This is a genomic window from Streptomyces sp. NPDC045778, from assembly GCF_056431945.1.
In genome coordinates this window covers 88,312-105,083 of the sequence record NZ_JBWKJZ010000026.1, presented here as the reverse complement: position 1 = coordinate 105,083, position 16,772 = coordinate 88,312, and the positions used below count along the sequence as shown (strand labels likewise).

Sequence of the window (16,772 nt, the reverse complement as noted above, 5' to 3'; positions counted from 1 at the left end):
CCGCCAGATGAACGGTCCCTGTGGCCGGAGCCACCCGTCGCCCGAGGGAGGCCGCCCATGACCATCCGCGTGCTGCCCGCCGTCGGCGACCCGGACGCCGCCCGCACCCTGAGCGGGCTCGCCGCCCAGCTCCCGGACGCCGAACCCGCCGCGCCCGTCGCCGACTCCACCGCGCTCCTGGACACCCTCGCCCACCTCGCCGCCGAGTCCGTCGACGAGCTGCCCGAAGTCGTCCTCGTGCACGAGCGCATCACGCCCGTGCCCGCCCTCGACCTCATCCGCGACCTGGTCCTGCGCTTCCCCGCCGTCGGCGTCGTCCTCGTCACGGCCGACACCAGCCCGGCCCTGCTCACCGCCGCCATGGACTGCGGCGCGCGCGGCATCGTCACCTACCCGCTCGCCTACGACGCCCTGGCCGAGCGCGTCCAGGCCGCGGCAGGCTGGGCCACCGGCATGCGGCGCCACCTCGGCACCGGCGCCGTCGAGCTGTACGGCCCGGGCTCCGGCCAGGCGCCCCCCGGCAGCGGCCAGGTCATCGCCGTGACCGGGGCGAAAGGCGGCGTCGGCACCACCCTCACCGCCGTGCAGCTCGCCCTCGCCGCGCAGGCCTCGGGCCGCAGCGCCGCCCTGCTCGACCTGGACCTCCAGTCCGGCGACGTCGCCTCGTACCTCGACGTGCAGTTCCGCCGCTCCGTCGCCGACCTCGCCGCGATCAGCGACCTCACGCCCCGCGTCGTCCAGGACGCCGTCTACGCCCACGAGACCGGCATCGGCCTCCTCCTCGCCCCCGCCGACGGCGAACGCGGCGAGGAGATCACCGAACGCGTCGCCCGGCAGACCGTCAACGCGCTGCGCGGACGGTACGACGTCGTGGTCGTCGACTGCGGTACGTACGTCACGACCGCGAGCGCGGCCGTCGTGGAGATGGCCGACCAGGCCGTCCTCCTCCTCACCCCCGACGTCGTCGCCGTACGCGCCGCCAAGCGCATGGTCCGGCTCTGGGACCGGCTCCAGATCCGCAAGGCCGAGGAGACGGTGACCGTCGTCAACCGGCACGCGCGCGGCACCGAGATCCAGCCCGCCCTCGTCGCCCGCGTCACCGGCACACGCGCCGCCCGCACCACCGTGCCCGACGTCCCCAAGGAGCTGCACACCGCCGTCGACGCGGGCCGCCTGCACGACCTCGACGCCAAGTCCACCGTCAAGCAGGCGCTGTGGGGGCTCGCCGGTGAACTGGGCCTCGTGGAACAGGAGACCGGCGGCGCCCGCAAGGGCGGCCGCGGCCTGCGCCGCGCCGCCAGGTCGGACCGGGGTGCCGTCACCCTCGAATTCGCCGGCATGTTCCCGCTGCTCCTCGCTGTCCTCGGCATCCTGTGGCAGTGCACGCTGTACGGCTACTCGTACTCCCTGGCGGGGAACGCGGCGGACGAGGCGGCGCGGGCGGCCGCCGCGGCGACCGCCGTGGACGGCGACATGGCCGGGGCCTGCTCCCAGGCCGGCCAGAAACGCCTGCCCTCGGCGTGGCAGGGCGGCGCGGACATCTCCTGCGGGCAGGACGGCGACGTCATCAAGGCCCGGGTGCGGCTCCAGGTCCCGGTGTTCTTCCCCGGGGCGGACGCGGGCTGGACCGTCGACGCGGAGGCCGGGGCGGCGGACGAGCGGGAGGTGACGCCGTGAGAGGCCTGGCGTTACGAGGGCACTGCCGCGGCAGGCGCGCGCCCGCCCCCGGGCCGGCCCCTGCCCGGGCCGACAGGCGGCCGCGCGGCGACAAGGGCGTCTCCATGCTGGAGTTCGCCGGCTTCCTCCCCATCCTGCTCCTCGTGGGCCTCGCCGCCATCCAGCTCGGCCTGGTCGGCTACGCGACCGGCCAGGCGGGCTCCGGCGCCCGCGCCGCCGCCCGCGTCGAGTCCCGCGAGGGATCGGGCGGCGAGGCCGCGGGCCACGCCGCGATGGACTCGGGCCTGGAAGCGGACGTATCGGTCGGAGGGGGCGGCGACACCACCACCGCCACGGTCACCGTCCAGGTGCCCACCCTTCTGCCCTTCGTCGACACGGACTGGGAGGTCGAGAAGACCGTGACCATGCCCAACGACGACCCCGCGGAGCCCGGCGGCCCCGGGACAGGAGGCTGACCCGCATGAGCCTGCGCTCCCGCATCGCGTCGCCCGCCGACGCCGCCGCGCCGAGCCGCGACGACAGCCTCGTGGCGACGTACCGGGCGAAGCTGCTCGAAGAGATCGACCTGGCCGAGATGTCGTCCCTGTCGGCCGCCGACCGCCGGGCCCGCCTGGAGCGGGTCCTCGGCCACATCATCAGCCGCGAGGGCCCCGTCCTCTCGGCCTCCGAGCGCGCGCACCTGATCCGGCGCGTGGTGGACGAGGCCCTGGGCCTCGGCGTCCTGGAGCCGCTCCTCGCCGACGCCTCCATCACCGAGATCATGGTCAACGGCCCCGACTCCATCTTCGTGGAGCGCGCGGGCCGCGTGGAGCAGCTCCCGCTCCGCTTCGCGTCCGACGACCAGCTGATGCAGACGATCGAACGCATCGTCTCCACGGTCAACCGCCGCGTCGACGAGTCGAACCCCATGGTCGACGCCCGCCTGCCCACCGGCGAGCGCGTCAACGTCATCATCCCGCCCCTCGCCCTCACCGGCGCGACCCTCACCATCCGCCGCTTCCCGCGCGCCTACACGCTGCCGGAGCTGATCGGCCTCGGCTCCCTCGACGAGCACATGCTGATGCTCCTCGCGGCCTTCGTACGAGCCCGCTTCAACGTCATCGTCAGCGGCGGCACCGGCTCCGGCAAGACCACGCTCCTCAACGCCCTCTCCGGCCTCCTGCCGGGCCACGAGCGCATCATCACCATCGAGGACTCCGCCGAACTCCAGCTCCAGCAGGACCACGTGATCCGCCTCGAATCCCGCCCGCCGAACGTCGAGGGCAAGGGGCAGATCACGATCCGCGACCTGGTCAGGAACTCCCTGCGCATGCGCCCCGACCGCATCATCGTCGGCGAGGTCCGCGGCGGCGAGACCCTGGACATGCTCCAGGCCATGTCCACGGGCCACGACGGCTCCCTGGCCACGGTCCACGCGAACACGGCGGAAGACGCCCTCACCCGGCTCCAGACCCTGGGCTCCATGTCCGAGGTCCAGGTCCCCTTCGAGGCCCTGCGCGACCAGATCAACTCGGCCGTGGACGTCGTCGTCCAGCTCGCCCGGCACGCCGACGGCTCCCGCAAGGTCGCCGAGATCGTGCTGCTCGTCTCGCACGGCCGCCAGCAGTTCCGCATCGCGCCCGTCACCCGCTTCGTCCCGCACCCGGCCGGCCCCGACCGGGTCGTCCACGGCTACTTCGAGCACCTGCCGCTGCCGCGCCCCGTCGCCGAGCGCCTCTACGTCGCCGGTGAGCCGGTGCCGCCCGCGTACGGGGTGGCGGAGGCCATCGACGTACTGAACACGCGCGAAGCGATCGGCTGAGGAGACCAGAGGAGACCTGAGGACAGCCCATGGACAACCCCACGCTCCTGGCCCTCGGCGCCACGCTGCTCACCGGCACCCTGGCCGTCGCCGGAATCCAGACGTACGCCTCCGGCCGCGCCCAGCGCCAAGCGCTCGTGGACCGGCTGTCCGCCGAGGGCGGGCCCGCGGCCCTGGAGGGCGGCGGGCGCAGGCGCCGGTTCACCGCGGTCGACCGCAGGCTGCGGCGCACCCGCCTGGGCCGCGAACTCCATCTGCGGCTCTCGGCGACCGGTCTCGACCTCACGCCCGGCGAGTTCTTCACGTACGTCACGGCCGTCGTGGCGGCCGTGTGGCTGATAGCGGCGGCGTCCCTGGCCCCCTTCTTCGGCCCGATCGCGGGAGTGGTGGCCGTCTGGGGCGCGGTCATCTTCCTCAACTGGCAGCGGCAGAAACGCATCGAGGCGTTCATCAACCAGCTCCCGGACGTGGCCCGCATCCTCGCCAACGCGACAGCCGCGGGCCTGGCCCTGCGCACCTCCCTCGCGATGGCGGCGGAGGAGCTGGAGTCCCCGGCGGGCGAGGAACTCTCCCACGTGGCCCACCAGCTGACCGTCGGCCGCTCGATCGACGACACCCTGGAGGAGCTGGCCCGCCGCCTCCCGTCCCGCGAACTGATAGTGCTGGTCACGACGTTGGTCCTGGCCAACAAGGCGGGCGGCTCCGTGGTCAACTCCCTCCGCAACCTCACCCAGACCCTGGAGGACCGCAAGGAGACCCGGCGCGAGGTCCGCACGATGCTCTCGGAGGTCCACGCCACGGCCTTCACCGTGCCGCTCCTCGGTCTCGGCTCGCTCCTGCTGATCAATTCCTCGAACGAGGGCGCCCTGGAGCGCGTGACCGGCTCGCCCCTGGGGCAGACCCTGATCCTGATCTCACTGGGCCTCTACGCGGTGGGCTTCTTCGTGATCAGGCGCCTGGGCAAGATCGAGGTCTGAGGGGAGGTGGGGTCACGGTGCCGGGTCTGCTGCTCGCCCTCCTGATGGGCCTTGCCGTCGCGGGAGCCTGCCAGGGCGTCCGCATGTACCGCGCGGAGGCGAAGCTCCCGCCCGACCTCGCCGTCGCCCTGGAGGTGGGCGCGACGCGCGTCTCGGCGGCGGGCGGCGCGGTGGACCGCCTGGGCATGCGCTTCGCGCCCCTGGTCCTGCGCCTCATGGGCCCGAAGCGGGTCACGGCCAAGCGCCGCAGGATCGACATGGCCGGCAACCCCGGTGGCCTCACCATCGACCGCTACGCCGCCCGCCGCGCGGTGTACGGCCTCTTCGGCCTCGTCCTCGGCCTGGTCTTCCTCACCAACGGCCAGCCCCTCTTCGCCGCCATGACCTTCGCCTTCGGCGCCCTGGCCGCGGACGCCCTGATCTGGCAGGCCGTCCGCGAACGCCGCGAGGTCATCGACCGCACCCTCCCCGACTTCCTCGACGTCCTCGCGGTCGTCGTCTCCGCGGGCCTCGGCTTCCGCCAGGCGCTCGACCGGGTCGCCGAGAAGTACGAGGGTCCGTGGGCGGACGAACTCCGCATCACCCTGCGCCAGATGGACATGGGCGTCAGTCGCCGCCAGGCCTTCGACGAACTCCGCCGCCGCAACACCTCCGAGCAGGTCGCCCAGTTCGTCTCCGCCCTCCAACAGGGCGAGGAACTCGGTTCCCCCATCGCCGAGACCCTGATCCAACTCGCCACGGACATGCGCCGCACGGACGCCCAGAACTCCCGCCGCAGAGCGGCGAAGACGATTCCCAAGGCCACGTTGGTGACGTTGGTGTTCATGTTGCCGGCGACGATGATCCTGATCGGGGCGGGCATGTTCCTGGGTTCCGGTTCGGACTTCGGCTCGATTCTGGGGCGGTGATGTTCGTGAAAGCTTCTTCGCCCGTGCAAGCCGGTGTGGGACAGTCGCCGAGGAGCGGCGGACCGGCGTGGAGGGGCTCGGGATGATGCCAGCACGAGCGAGCGGGAGAACGAGGGAAATACGCCAACTCGTGTGTGAACCCGGGAAGGCGTTGCGCAAGCGCTCCCGACGGGCACGTGTTGTGGCGTACGTTGCGCCAATCGAGCGCGAAGTCGGTTTCCAGTGGGAGAGAAAGGTCGTCCGTCGTGCTGAAGGAACGCGTACTGGAGGCATGGGTGAAGTGGACGCTGACAGTGTCTTCGCGGCTGAGCCGGACCCGAGGGAGCGCCGGGGATCGGGGAGCGGGGTTCGTGGAGTACGCGGGGCTGATGATCCTGATCGCCGGGATCTACACCCTGATCGACGGTCTGGCTCTGGACAGCAAGATCTCCAAGGCCATCGGCGATGCGGTCGGCGACGTCATCGGCGGCTGACAGCGGGCTTCGCCCGGGAGGAACGAGGCCAGACACTGCCGATCTACATCTGGCTGACGGCCATCCTGCTCTTCGCCGCGCTCGCGTTCTTCGCTTTCGCCCAGGCGGCTTCAGCTCGTAATGGCGCTCAGTCGGCCGCGGACGCCGCCGCCCTGGCAGCCGCCCAAGCCGCGCGTGACGGCTTGCTCGACGAACTGGTCGAGGCGATCGGCTCCGGTGAGGACGGCGAGTGGCTCGATTGGCTCGACGGCATGGAATTCCCGGCCGGGGAGGGCGGCCCCGAGGCAGCGGCCCAGGCCCTGGCGGCCGACAACGACTCCAAGGTCACAGGGTTCGAGCCCCGTCAGGTGGGTGGCTACCTGGGCTACTGGGCCCAGGTCACCACGAACTACAGCGTGGGCGACTCGATCATTCCTGGCACGGAATCACAGCACGCCAAGGCCGACGCCATCGCCGTCATCAAGCCCCGATGCGAGGTCGATCCCTCGAGCGAGCCGGGGGACTCGGTGAAGTTCTCCTGCGACGGCGAGCCCATAGAGATCGATCCGGACGACTTCGACCTGGACGACTTGCCGGACGCAGCGGAGCTGTTTTCCGTGCATCTGGCCAAGTGACAAGCGACGACTGGGAAAAGGAAGCCGCTGACATGAAGCTTCGGCACACCATGAAGACCCGCAGGGCAATGACCGCGGCGGCGATCACGACTGGGCTGGTCCTCACGGTGGTCGGCTGCGGAGGCGGCGACGACGAGGGCTCCAAGTCGGACAAGCCGGATTCCTCCGAGTCGGCCGCCGGGAAGGACGACGAGGGAGACAAGGGCGAGCAGCAATCAGAAGCGCCGACTGGAGAGCAGCCACTTGCGGAGGCCAAGGGCGACGGCGTCACCCTGGTGATCAATTCGGCCGAGCGCGATCCCGGCGGCTTCGTCACGGTCTCCGGCAAGGTGACCAACGGGTCCGGCGGCCTGTGGACCGGCGGTGAATGGCGCGGTGACGAACAGGAATTGCGCAAGAACGGCGGCTCCATCGCGGGAGCGAGCCTCGTCGACAGCAAGGGAAAGAAGAAGTATCTGGTGCTGCGCGATACCAGCGGTCGCTGTCTCTGCACCAAGTTCGAGGGTGGAGTCGAATCCGGCCAGACCGTCGAGTGGTTCGCTCAATTCCCCGCTCCCCCTGAAGAGACGTCCAAGGTCAGCTTCCAAGTCGGTGCGATGCCTCCCGCACCCATTGAGATCGCCGAGGGCGAGTGACCATGACTCCCCGCCCCCACAGGACGGCCACGGCGACGGCAACCGTCATCGTCGCGGCACTCACTCTTCTCGCCCCCGAGGCCCGGGCCGACGACGACCCCAGCACACCCCCCGGCACCTCCACCACCTCCCCGCCCCCCGAAGTCGACTCCAACAGCCCCGGCCTGAAGCTCGCCGACGGTGCGACGCTCGCGCCCGCCAAGGTCCTCGACATCAAGTCCGTCGTGGAGGACCTGGGCGGGGAGGAGCGCCGCGAGGACACCAACACGGACGTGAAGTTCGCGCTACAGGCGGAGGTCCTCTTCCCCAAGGACAGCGCGAAGCTGAACCCCGAGGCGGACGCCCGTATCGAGGCGATCGCGGACGAGGCGAAGGCCCAGAAGGCGACCGACGTCCGCGTCTTCGGCTTCACGGACAACCTCGGCTCGTACGCCCACGGCAAGAAGCTCTCCAAGAACCGCGCCGAAGCCGTCCACGACCGCCTGGCGAGCTTCCTCGGCCCGCAGGTCACGTACTCCGTACGCGGCTACAGCGAGGACTACCCGATCGCGGACAACGGCTCGGAGGAGGGGCGGAAGAAGAACCGCCGGGTGGAGGTCTCGTTCCCGCGCGGAGCGTGAGGCCCCGGCTGCCACCGGGGACACAGCGGCACCCCCGATCGTTCTCCTCGTACGTACATACATACGCGACCGACAGGAGAACGTGGTGCCCGAGTACGACGCCACCGCGCGCCCGGCGACCGCCCACGACGTCCCCCGGGCAGTCCGTACCCTGGGCCGGGCCTTCGCCGACTACCCCTGGACCCGGCACACGGTGTCCGCCGACGATCACGTACGACGCGTGACGGGTCTCCAAGAGCTGTTCCTGACGCGAATAGGCCTGGTACACGGGCGGGTGTGGGTCGCCGGAGACGGCGCGGCGGTGGCCGCGTGGACCACGCCGACGACGGCGGACGCCGCGGGCGCCTTCGCCGAACTGGCTCCTTGCTTCGCCGAGTTGGCCGGGGATCGCGCGCAGGCGTACGAGGAGGCCGAGGCGGCACTGGCCCCGCACCGGCCCACGGAGCCGGTCTGGTTCCTGGGGACGGTCGGCGTCGACCCCGACCGGCAGGGCGCGGGCCTGGGCCGGGCAGTCCTGCGCCCCGGCATCGAGGCGGCGGAGCGGGAGGGCGTACCGGCGTTCCTGGAGACCTCCACCGAGACCAACGTCCGCTTCTACGAACGCCTCGGCTTCGAGGTCACGGCCGACCTCACCCTGCCCGGCGGCGGCCCACGCACGTGGTGCATGCTGCGCCGGGTGCCCTGAGCGCCCCGCGCTCAGCCGGCCCGGTACCGCACCCGCGCGAACGGCCACGCACCCGCCAGCCAGGCGGCCACGGCCTCACGCACGGGCGCGTCGAGGTGACGCCGGTCGGCCCGCACCCAGGAGCGCACGTAGGGGACAGAGGGATCGGCGCCATCGCCCTCGTACGGATAGATGTACAGACAGCCGATGACTTCGTCGCCGGGCTCCTCCAGGATCGAGTAGGTGAACCCGCGCCGCGCCGCGAAGTCGTCGGCGTGCATTTCCAGGTCACGCAGGTTGTCGGCGCGGCTCATCCCCGCGAGCGGCGGCCACTGGCGCCCCTCGAAGTCCGGCGTGGACCGTATGTACGCGATGCTCGACGTCCAAGCGGCGTGATCGGAGCCGTTGTGCCGCGGCCCGAGGGGTTCGAGCCGGAAGCCGGCACCGCTGAGAGCGAGGGGGACGGCGAAGTCGTCGGGTACGAAGGAGGGGGAAGGCATGCTGGGCAGGCTAGCGGACGGGGGCGGGGCTGCCTCGGCCGCCGCCCACCGCGACGCAGCCGCAAATACGCCGGTACTGGCCGCGGCCCTGGCCCTGTGATGCAACGGCCCCAGCTGGCCCACCGTTCACACAGCGCACACTTCTAGCCATAGTGAGCAGACGTGAGATTCGCCGTACAGCCCGTGGTGAGAGCGATGAGTGCCGGGGCGTCAGCGACGACGCGGCATGAACCCGGCGCGGGAAGTGGCGGGATCACGCCACGCACCGCGCAACTGCGTTGCGCCTGCAATGCGTTGTCGGGAGTATGTTCGATGAGCTATGAGGCATGAGCGCAGCGTGAACGGGCTGAAGCGGGGGTTGGGTGCATGAAGTTCGACATGGGCGAGACGACGCTGGCCACGCTGGGGAAGCAGACGTCAGGGTCGAGCGATGATCTGGGCGCGTTGATCCGGGCGCTGGTGTCGGCGGCGGAGCCGCTGGAGGGGAAGTTCAACGGCGCGGGCAAGGCGACGTTCGACTCTTTCAAGCTGCGGGCGGACGAGATCACGGCGGCGCTGAACGGCTCGCTCCAGTCGATCCTGGGCGGCCAGGCGGGCATGGACGAGGCGTTCGGGACCGGCACGCAGGAGCAGTCGGACAACGCGCAGCGGAACATGGGCGCGGCCAATTTCCAGGCGGCGCGTTTCTCCGGCTGAGCGGGAGCCGTGCCCGGGCCGTGAGGGCCCGTACGTCCACATTTCATCGTTGCGGGGAGTTGTGAGTCATGGCTGGGAATCAGGACCGGCGTTCGTACGACACGGGTGCGTCGGCGGATGTGCAGGGCGGGCTGCACGTCGTCATCGGCCAGCTGGAGCGGGTGCTCGGTGACCGCGACCGCGCGGTGAAGGCGGCGATGGCCGACTACCAGGCCGATGGTGTGTCGGATGAGTACCACGGCAAGGAAGTCCGCTGGAACAAGGCGGCCAACGAGGTCCGCGAGATCATCCGCCTCGTGCGCTCGACGCTGGAGGAGAACGACGGCACGGCCCAGACGACGCTGTCCCGCGCCCGGGCCGCTGTCAACAACATCGGCTGACCACAGCAGCACACCGTGCGGCGGGACGACGGGGAGCTAGGGGGCGTGTGGTGACGGCTTGGGACATCGAGCCAGGCGGAGTCGGCGGCGTGCTGCGGCGGGCCGGTGAGTCGGCCGAGCGCATGGCGAAGGCCGGCGGTGAGATGCAGAAGACGCTGCCGAGCGCGGCGGCTTCGGCGGGGACGATCGCCGAGGGCGGGCACGAAGGGGACGGGAAGGCCGGCCCTGGCGGCAAGGGCGGGGTGCAGGGGCCGGTCGGCGCCGCGCTCGGCGTGTTCGCCCGGCAGTGGTCGCAGGACCTGAAGTACGTCTCGCGGCGGACGGCCAGCTCCCTGCTCGGCGCGCGCCTCGCCACCGAGGCGTACGTCAGGGGCGACTTGGAGATGGCCGCGAACAAGCACGGTGCCGCGATTAAGGGGATCGTGCCGAAGATGCCCGGCGTCAATGGCGGTGACGGCAGGCGGGGCGGTGGCGGATGAGCGACGACGTCATCGACCCCAATGGGATCCCGCAGTTCACCGGTGACCTGGAGCAGTTGGAGCGGGACGTCGCGGACCTGCGCAGGGAGGCGTCGCGGTTCCGCGACGGGGGAGCGGACGTGCACTCCGACTTCCAGGGGCTTTCGGCCTTCTACGAGGCTCCGGAGGCGGAGCAGCTGTTCGCCACGACGAAGCCCGTGCAGACGAAGACGGACGCCTTCGCGGACGATCTGGAGAAGGTCGCGCAGGCGCTGGACGAGTACGCGAGCGAGGTGCGGCCGCTGGCCGAGAAGCTCAGGCGGCTGCGTATGGAGGCCAGCGCCTTCTACATCGACGAGGTGTCGACGGACGACGACTGGCGCAAGGACCAGGACAAGATCGACCAGAACGAGCGTCTCGTCGAGGAGGTCGGGGCGGCGGTCCTGGCCTTCCAGGCGGCCGAGCGGGACTGCCACAACAAGATCACTGCGCTGGTCGACGGCGTACAGCTGGGGGCCAGTGACGACGGCTCGGCCAGGTGCGACACCTACGGCTTCACCTCCGACGTCCTCGACCAGGCAGAGGAACTCCCCTGGGGCGGCGTGGCCGAACGGGACTACGACGGCGTCGCCTGGCTCGCCCATCAGGCCAAGGAGTTCGGCAAGGGCTTCGTCGTGGACGGCATCGTCGGCACGGCCAAGGGCCTCGGCACACTGGTGGGCAAGGACGGCTGGGGCGCGGCCGGAGAGGCCTGGACCAACCTGGCCAAGCTGTCCACCGGCCTGACCCTCACCCTCACCCCGGCCGGGGCCCTCCTCTGGAACGCCCGCGACGACCAACTCCCCTTCTGGCTCCGGGACTCGCGGCGCTCCGTCGTCGAAACGGGCAAGGGGCTCATCGCGTACGACCAGTGGGGCTCGAACCCCTCCCGCGCCGCGGGCCTGGTCGGCTTCAACGCTCTCACCATCGCGGCGACGCGGGGGGCGGGGGCGGCTGCCAAGGGGGGAGTGGCGGCGAAGGCGGGAGCGGTCATCGGTAAGGCCGGCCGGGCGGTGGATCCCTTCACGTACGCGGCGAAGGGCGTCACCTTCACGGCCACCAAGGTCGGCGACCTCCTGACTCCCCTCCGTACGGCCCGCACAGCCACGCGTCTCGATGTTCCGACAGGCCCCTACCGCCTCGCGGATGAAGGACCGGGCGCGACGGCGCGGCCCGCGGTCGTGCCGGACAACGCACGGGTGTACGCCGACAGCAAGGGCCACACGCTTTACATGACGCGTGACGGGGTCATTGTCGACGAGCACGGCAGAGCCTTGGGAGACATGAAGAAGGAGAGGGGAGGGCGGCAGGAGTTCTCTGCCGCGGAGCGTGCAGCCGCATCCAAGGTCGAAAAGCCGCTTGTTCTCCGGCCTTCTGACCGAGCTCCTGTGTCGATGGAAGCCCAGGTGGGCGATGGGACGGCAGGTGCCGCCGGCCGGACGGGCGACGGGCTGCTGAACGGCGGCACGACTCGTGGTACTCCCGGGGAAACCGGACACCACATGCCAGGAGGGAGTAGTCACAACGCGGGCAGCAGTCCCTCTGCCAGCCATGAATCGGCGAATGGCCGTGGCCACGGTACCGATGGGGGCCACGAGGGTACCGACGGGAACCGTAGCGAGGCTGCTCACAGCGGCAATGATCACGCCACAGCGGCTGATGAAGGCTGGCAGGGTGATCGACATTCGAGAGGTGGTGAGGAAGGCGGAACAGGCGACTTTCCCGGCTCACAGGGTCGAGACACCGTTCCGCCGCCGCCCCCCGGCCCAGGCGAAAAACTCTTGGACCACCTCAACGAGGCACGAGTGGAGCGCGTTGAGGGGATCATTACGCGCGTCGACGGGCAGCCGGTTGCCGACTACCTGGACGGGCTCGCTCGTGACCGTGGTGCGGCGTACCGGGCAGCGAAGGAAGCCGGGATCTTCTCTCGCAAGCAGACGGGTGCCTGCGTCGGGGCCGTGATCGACTTGCGCACGGGGAGGGTCATCGAGGGCATCAACGGCAAAGCCGAGGTCATCATTCCGCGCGACAGGCTCCATCCGACCCTGGCTGCGCGCTACGACTCCATCGGAGATCCGCCGCCGCACAACGACCACCCCTTGGGGCACGCGGAGGTCAAAGCGGCCAACGAACTACTCTGGGAGCGTCGGAAGCAAGGCTTACCGGACGGGCAGTCGGCCCTGTCAGAGATGCGAGCATCTGTGGACTTCCCTTTCTTGCTGAACAAGGCAACAGGCAATCCAGGGCGGCCTGCTCCCTTTTGTGCGAACTGTAACCATATGCTCCAAGGTGTTTCCAGCGGCCACGGGCGATTCACAGGTTTCCCTCCGAGTGATGAGAACTGGATCCCATGACGAACCATGTCAATCGAATTGACATCGACGACCCCGACGTCGATATGGACGCGGGACAGCGCCTGCTGTACCGAGGCGTCCCCTTCACCGGGGAGGTGGAAGAACGCCTCGGCGGCAGTCTGGTCAGCCTGGACAACTATACCGAGGGAGTGCAGAACGGCACTTCGCGCGAGTGGTACGAGGATGGGACCCTTCGCTCTGAAGGGACGGTGCGGATGGGCCTTCCTCGCGGGGAGTTCAAGGAATGGCATCCCAATGGTGTACTGGCGTCGCGAAAGCTGTTCGAGCAGGACGGTTTGACTCTACGTGAAGAATTTGCCTGGGATGAAAGGGGACAGCCAACACGGAGTTGGCGACTCGAGGGCGACCAGGCGACCAGCTGAGGTGACGGCGAGGGTCGCACTGCCGATGTTGTGTGACACGACGCCAGCGTGCTGGGTGAGATGCGGGCTTCTGTGTACTTCCCGTTCAAGAAGGACCGTTCACTGGACGTCCCTGCGCCCCGGCTGGCCGCCCCGTTCTGCGCGAATTGTGCAAAGATGCTTCCCGAAGTCCCAAGCAGGTGCGGCCGATTCACTGGGTGGCCGCCTGATAGGGATGCGAACTTCCTGCCGTGGTGATGAGAGTGCAACGTATCGATATCGACGATCCGGACATGGACTACGGGTACGTCTTGCTGTACCGGGACGAGCCCTACACAGGTGAGGCTGTGGAGTACCTGGCGGGCCATCTCGTGAGCAAAGTGATGTACACCGAGGGGGTCAAAGACGGTCCCTATCGCGAGTGGTACAAGGACGGCACGTTGCGAGCCGAGGGTGTGATGCGTATGGGATTCGTGTCGGGGGAATTCAAGCGTTGGCACCCTAATGGCGCTCTGGCCAAGCACATGATTAACAGTGAGGACGGCAAGACGCCCTTGGCCGATTTTGAATGGTACGAGGAAGGGCGCCCCATTCGTACGTGGCGGAAGTCGGATTAGGGGCGCTTCACTCTCAATTAGTCGGAGGGGGGATCATGGCATCTCAGGACTACGACAGTCAGTTGCTGGAGTCCGTCTCGGTTCGGCGGCGGCGGCTTCGGGATGCGTTGTTGTTCGGAGGGGAGCGGCAGCGGCGGTCCGTGGATGAGCGGTTGGGGAAGCTGTTCGGCGGGATCGTGATCGCGGCCGTGCTGTGTGCGGGCTGCGTGGGGTGGTCCTTTGTCTCTAACCGGGTGATGAATGAGAGGCCGGGGGATTCGTCGCCGGTGTCGCATTCTTCGTCACCGGGTGCGACTGAAATGCCTACTTTGGCTCCTTCTTCTCGGTGATAGGTTCGAACTTGTGATATCTGCGGGGGCGCTGAGCCGGAATCGGAGCCAAGGGGCCGTGGCGTTGAGCCGGGTGACCCTGGTGGGGGAGCGGCGGCGGGTGGATCTCGTACTGCCCTCCCAGGAACCGGTCGGGCTGCTGTTGCCCGAAGTGCTGCGGCTGCTCGGGGATCAGGTGGGGGAGCGGCCCCAGCCGCGGTATCTCGTCGGGGTCGACGGGACCGCGATCGCGCAGGACGCCACGCTGGAGTCCGCCGGCGTCGCCGATGGGGCGGTGCTGCGGCTCGTGCGGGCGGAGGACGCGCCTTCCGCGCCCGTCGTGCACGACGTCACCGATGAGGCCGCCGATGACGTGGACGTGCGCGGCTGGAGGTGGGGGCCGCGGGCCCGGAGCGTGGTCTGTGGGGTCGCCGCCGTCACCTGGGCCCTGGTCGCCGGGGTGCTGGCCCGGCAGGAGTTCGCCGACGGCCGGGCGGGAGCCGGGCTCGTCGGGGCGGCGGTCGTCGCGGGGCTCGGCGGGGTGCTGTGCGGGCGGCTGCGGCGTACCGAACTGGCCGCCACGTCGACGGCCGGCACCGGCGCCCTGGGCGTCCTGGGCGCCTGGTGCCTCGCGGACGCCGACGGCTGGTCGGCGGCCGGACGCCTCGCCGGGATGGGCGGCGCCCTCGCCGTCGCGCTGCTGCTGCTCGGGTGGTGCACCCCGCTGGGGCGCGGCGCGTTCGTCGGCTGCGGCGCGCTCGTGGGGTGCGTGGTGGCCTGGGAGGTCGCCCTCGGCGTACAGGACGGCGACAGCGCTGCGCGCGTGGGCGCCGTGCTGGCCGTTCTGTCGGTGGTCACGCTGGGGGTGCTGCCGCGCCTCGCGCTGATGACCTCAGGTCTCTCCGGGCTCGACGACCGGCGGTCGGCAGGCGCGTCCGTCAGCCGCTACCAGGTCGGTGTCGCCCTCGCCGCCACGCACCGGGGCCTCGCCCTCGCGAGCCTGGTCCTGGCCGTGTCCGCCGCAGTCGCCGGTGTGCTCGTCCTGGGTGAGGCGCCGGTATCCGTGTGGTCGGTGCTGCTCGCCGTGGTCACCGCGCTGGTGCTCGCCCTGCGGGCGCGGGCGTTCCCGCTGGTCGCGGAAGTCGTCGCCCTGCTGGTGGCCGCGGGCGTCGTGGTCGTACGGCTCGTCTGGGTGTGGCTCGACGACTCCGGCGCGGCCGCCGGGCCGCTCGCGCTGCTCATCGCGCTCGCGGCGGCACCGCTGCTCGCCCTCGCCGTACGTCCCGCCGAGCACGTGCGCGTACGGCTGCGGCGTGCCGGGGACCTGCTGGAGTCGGTGGGCGTGATCGCCCTCGTACCGCTGCTCCTCGGCGTGTTCGGGGTGTACGGGCGGCTCCTCGACACCTTCGCGTAGGAGGCCGGGACATGGCACAGGAACGGAACTGGCAGCGTGACGTGCTGCGGGAGCTGAGCACATACGCGGGACCGGGTGACGCGCCTGCGGAGCAGACCGGTTCGAGGGCGGGCACGGCCGTGGCGCGCACGGTGGAGAAGAGCACGCCGGTCGTGCCCGCGGCGACGGACGCTTCCGGGACGGAGAATTCCCCGGCCGCTCGGGCCGCTCGGGCCGCTCGGGCCGCTCGGGCCGCTCGGGCCGCTCGGGCCGCTCCGGACGCCCGGGCCCCCGAGGCCGTGAGCCCGACGCGTGCCCCCGCCCCGGCCTCGGCCCCGGCCCCGGCCCCGGCCGCCCCGCCGCCCCCGGCCCCCGTCCCCCAGCCCACCCCCACCCTCGACCCCCGCCTGGCCCTGGCCCAACGCCGCCCCCACCACGGCGACTCCGCCCTCCGCCGCACGGGGCGTACGCTCCGGCGGCTCACCGCGTCCGCCGCGCAGGAGGTAGCCGAGGAGTCCCGTACCGCGCAGGAGATTCAGCGGCCCGTGACCACCGGCAGGGTCGTGGCCGTGACGTCGATCCGGGGCGGTGTCGGCAAGACGACCGTCGCCGCGCTGCTCAGCCGGGCCTTCACGCACTACCGGCACGACCCGGTGCTCGCCCTGGAGGCGGACGCCGCGCTCGGGACGCTGCCGGTGCGGATGGGCGCGGAGTCGGTCCGGTGGGCGTGCGGGGACCTCGCCCGGATTCTCACGCCCGCCATGCAGCTCACCGACGTCACGGGCTATCTGGTGCCGGTCAGTGACGGCGGCTGGCTGCTGCCCGGCAGCCAGGGGAGGGTCGGCGCGCCCCTGGACGTGGCGACGTACCGCACCGTCACGCTCGCCCTGCGCCGCTACTTCGCCATGACCGTCGTCGACTGCGAGACGCTGCCGGGCGAGGTCGCGCGGACCGCCATGGACACCGCGCACGCGCGCGTGGTCGTCGCCCCGATGACGCCCGAGGGCGTGGGCGGGACCCGGCTCGTCCTCGACTGGCTCGGGCAACTGCCGCACTCGGCGCTCGCCTCCACCGTCGTCGCGCTCACCGCCGCCGCACCTGACATGACGCTGAACGCGAAGGCCGCCGCCGGACATCTGAGGGAGACCGGGGTGACCGTCGTCGCCGTACCGTACGACCGGCATCTGGCCGGCGGCGGCGCCATCGACCCGGCCCGGCTCGCCGACGCCACCCGGCAGGCGGCCACCCGGCTCGCCGCCGAGGCGATGCGGCGGGCGGTGCGGGTGCGTTGAGGAG

General features: G+C 70.8%; 20 protein-coding genes. 19 read left to right on the top strand and 1 reads right to left on the bottom strand.

Translation table 11 applies throughout. From position 1 onward, the window contains the following. The first annotated feature begins 57 nt into the window (after positions 1–57). From AC07GB_RS28875 to AC07GB_RS28830, 10 genes are all read left to right on the top strand, one after another. A complete protein-coding gene (locus tag AC07GB_RS28875) occupies positions 58–1,677 on the top strand; it encodes a CpaE/TadZ family protein (RefSeq protein WP_478850465.1) in 1,620 nt (539 codons plus the stop codon). Positions 1,678–1,781: 104 nt separating this feature from the next. Beyond that, positions 1,782–2,132, top strand: coding sequence for a TadE/TadG family type IV pilus assembly protein (locus AC07GB_RS28870; protein ID WP_478850463.1), 351 nt, complete (start codon positions 1,782–1,784; stop codon positions 2,130–2,132). Positions 2,133–2,137: 5 nt separating this feature from the next. Further along, complete coding sequence (locus tag AC07GB_RS28865) at positions 2,138–3,478, top strand: CpaF family protein (protein WP_478850461.1); 1,341 nt, start codon at positions 2,138–2,140, stop codon at positions 3,476–3,478. Between the two features lie 29 nt (positions 3,479–3,507). After that, complete coding sequence (locus AC07GB_RS28860) at positions 3,508–4,455, top strand: type II secretion system F family protein (RefSeq protein ID WP_478850460.1); 948 nt, start codon at positions 3,508–3,510, stop codon at positions 4,453–4,455. A 17-nt stretch (positions 4,456–4,472) separates the two neighbouring features. Beyond that, positions 4,473–5,363, top strand: a complete 891-nt coding sequence (locus AC07GB_RS28855) for a DUF5936 domain-containing protein (RefSeq protein WP_478850458.1) — start codon at positions 4,473–4,475, stop codon at positions 5,361–5,363. 275 nt (positions 5,364–5,638) lie between these two features. After that, on the top strand, positions 5,639–5,836 hold the full coding sequence (locus AC07GB_RS28850) for a hypothetical protein (protein ID WP_478850518.1): 198 nt from the start codon (positions 5,639–5,641) through the stop codon (positions 5,834–5,836). Then, positions 5,833–6,450: a pilus assembly protein TadG-related protein gene (locus AC07GB_RS28845; RefSeq protein WP_478850516.1), complete on the top strand. Its 618-nt coding sequence runs from the start codon at positions 5,833–5,835 to the stop codon at positions 6,448–6,450. Before AC07GB_RS28850 ends, AC07GB_RS28845 begins: the two co-directional genes overlap by 4 nt. Before the next feature lie 32 nt (positions 6,451–6,482). Beyond that, positions 6,483–7,085 (top strand): hypothetical protein, encoded by a 603-nt coding sequence (locus AC07GB_RS28840; protein ID WP_478850457.1) that lies wholly within the window; start codon positions 6,483–6,485, stop codon positions 7,083–7,085. Next, positions 7,082–7,705 (top strand): OmpA family protein, encoded by a 624-nt coding sequence (locus tag AC07GB_RS28835; RefSeq protein WP_478850455.1) that lies wholly within the window; start codon positions 7,082–7,084, stop codon positions 7,703–7,705. The genes AC07GB_RS28840 and AC07GB_RS28835 overlap by 4 nt, the downstream gene beginning before the upstream one ends. Before the next feature lie 85 nt (positions 7,706–7,790). Further along, positions 7,791–8,390 carry a GNAT family N-acetyltransferase gene (locus AC07GB_RS28830; protein ID WP_478850454.1) on the top strand — a complete coding sequence of 200 codons (600 nt, stop codon included), beginning with the start codon at positions 7,791–7,793 and terminating at the stop codon, positions 8,388–8,390. Between the two features lie 11 nt (positions 8,391–8,401). On the opposite strand, the gene AC07GB_RS28825 is transcribed toward AC07GB_RS28830, so the two are convergent. Beyond that, complete coding sequence (locus AC07GB_RS28825; protein WP_478850452.1) at positions 8,402–8,869, bottom strand: N-acetyltransferase; 468 nt, start codon at positions 8,867–8,869, stop codon at positions 8,402–8,404. Positions 8,870–9,235: 366 nt separating this feature from the next. Between AC07GB_RS28825 and AC07GB_RS28820 the strand changes: the two genes are divergently transcribed. The 9 genes from AC07GB_RS28820 (at position 9,236) to AC07GB_RS28780 (ending at position 16,768) form a co-directional block, all read left to right on the top strand. Continuing rightward, on the top strand, positions 9,236–9,565 hold the full coding sequence (locus AC07GB_RS28820) for a hypothetical protein (protein ID WP_478850450.1): 330 nt from the start codon (positions 9,236–9,238) through the stop codon (positions 9,563–9,565). A 68-nt stretch (positions 9,566–9,633) separates the two neighbouring features. After that, entirely contained in the window at positions 9,634–9,945 is a 312-nt protein-coding gene (locus AC07GB_RS28815; RefSeq protein WP_242722071.1) for a pore-forming ESAT-6 family protein, read from the top strand. Between the two features lie 50 nt (positions 9,946–9,995). Then, complete coding sequence (locus tag AC07GB_RS28810; protein ID WP_478850448.1) at positions 9,996–10,424, top strand: DUF6507 family protein; 429 nt, start codon at positions 9,996–9,998, stop codon at positions 10,422–10,424. Beyond that, entirely contained in the window at positions 10,421–12,796 is a 2,376-nt protein-coding gene (locus AC07GB_RS28805) for a hypothetical protein (RefSeq protein ID WP_478850446.1), read from the top strand. The genes AC07GB_RS28810 and AC07GB_RS28805 overlap by 4 nt, the downstream gene beginning before the upstream one ends. After that, on the top strand, positions 12,793–13,179 hold the full coding sequence (locus tag AC07GB_RS28800) for a toxin-antitoxin system YwqK family antitoxin (RefSeq protein WP_478850444.1): 387 nt from the start codon (positions 12,793–12,795) through the stop codon (positions 13,177–13,179). The genes AC07GB_RS28805 and AC07GB_RS28800 overlap by 4 nt, the downstream gene beginning before the upstream one ends. A gap of 242 nt (positions 13,180–13,421) precedes the next feature. Continuing rightward, positions 13,422–13,775 (top strand): toxin-antitoxin system YwqK family antitoxin, encoded by a 354-nt coding sequence (locus AC07GB_RS28795; protein WP_478850442.1) that lies wholly within the window; start codon positions 13,422–13,424, stop codon positions 13,773–13,775. Positions 13,776–13,810: 35 nt separating this feature from the next. Continuing rightward, positions 13,811–14,104, top strand: coding sequence for a hypothetical protein (locus AC07GB_RS28790; protein ID WP_478850440.1), 294 nt, complete (start codon positions 13,811–13,813; stop codon positions 14,102–14,104). A gap of 58 nt (positions 14,105–14,162) precedes the next feature. Continuing rightward, the gene (gene eccD, locus AC07GB_RS28785) at positions 14,163–15,497 is read left to right on the top strand and encodes a type VII secretion integral membrane protein EccD (RefSeq protein ID WP_478850438.1); all 1,335 of its coding nucleotides are present in this window, start codon (positions 14,163–14,165) and stop codon (positions 15,495–15,497) included. Positions 15,498–15,508: 11 nt separating this feature from the next. Further along, the gene (locus AC07GB_RS28780) at positions 15,509–16,768 is read left to right on the top strand and encodes a CpaE/TadZ family protein (protein ID WP_478850436.1); all 1,260 of its coding nucleotides are present in this window, start codon (positions 15,509–15,511) and stop codon (positions 16,766–16,768) included. Positions 16,769–16,772 lie beyond the last annotated feature (4 nt).

Bases quoted from the DNA above. Each gene is read 5' to 3' on its own strand.
- AC07GB_RS28875 (WP_478850465.1), top strand. From the start codon at position 58: ATGACCATCCGCGTGCTGCCCGCCGTCGGCGACCCGGACGCCGCCCGC.
- AC07GB_RS28870 (WP_478850463.1), top strand. From the start codon at position 1,782: ATGCTGGAGTTCGCCGGCTTCCTCCCCATCCTGCTCCTCGTGGGCCTC.
- AC07GB_RS28865 (WP_478850461.1), top strand. From the start codon at position 2,138: ATGAGCCTGCGCTCCCGCATCGCGTCGCCCGCCGACGCCGCCGCGCCG.
- AC07GB_RS28860 (WP_478850460.1), top strand. From the start codon at position 3,508: ATGGACAACCCCACGCTCCTGGCCCTCGGCGCCACGCTGCTCACCGGC.
- AC07GB_RS28840 (WP_478850457.1), top strand. From the start codon at position 6,483: ATGAAGCTTCGGCACACCATGAAGACCCGCAGGGCAATGACCGCGGCG.
- AC07GB_RS28825 (WP_478850452.1), bottom strand. From the start codon at position 8,869: ATGCCTTCCCCCTCCTTCGTACCCGACGACTTCGCCGTCCCCCTCGCT.
- AC07GB_RS28820 (WP_478850450.1), top strand. From the start codon at position 9,236: ATGAAGTTCGACATGGGCGAGACGACGCTGGCCACGCTGGGGAAGCAG.
- AC07GB_RS28815 (WP_242722071.1), top strand. From the start codon at position 9,634: ATGGCTGGGAATCAGGACCGGCGTTCGTACGACACGGGTGCGTCGGCG.
- AC07GB_RS28805 (WP_478850446.1), top strand. From the start codon at position 10,421: ATGAGCGACGACGTCATCGACCCCAATGGGATCCCGCAGTTCACCGGT.
- AC07GB_RS28800 (WP_478850444.1), top strand. From the start codon at position 12,793: ATGACGAACCATGTCAATCGAATTGACATCGACGACCCCGACGTCGAT.
- AC07GB_RS28790 (WP_478850440.1), top strand. From the start codon at position 13,811: ATGGCATCTCAGGACTACGACAGTCAGTTGCTGGAGTCCGTCTCGGTT.
- AC07GB_RS28780 (WP_478850436.1), top strand. From the start codon at position 15,509: ATGGCACAGGAACGGAACTGGCAGCGTGACGTGCTGCGGGAGCTGAGC.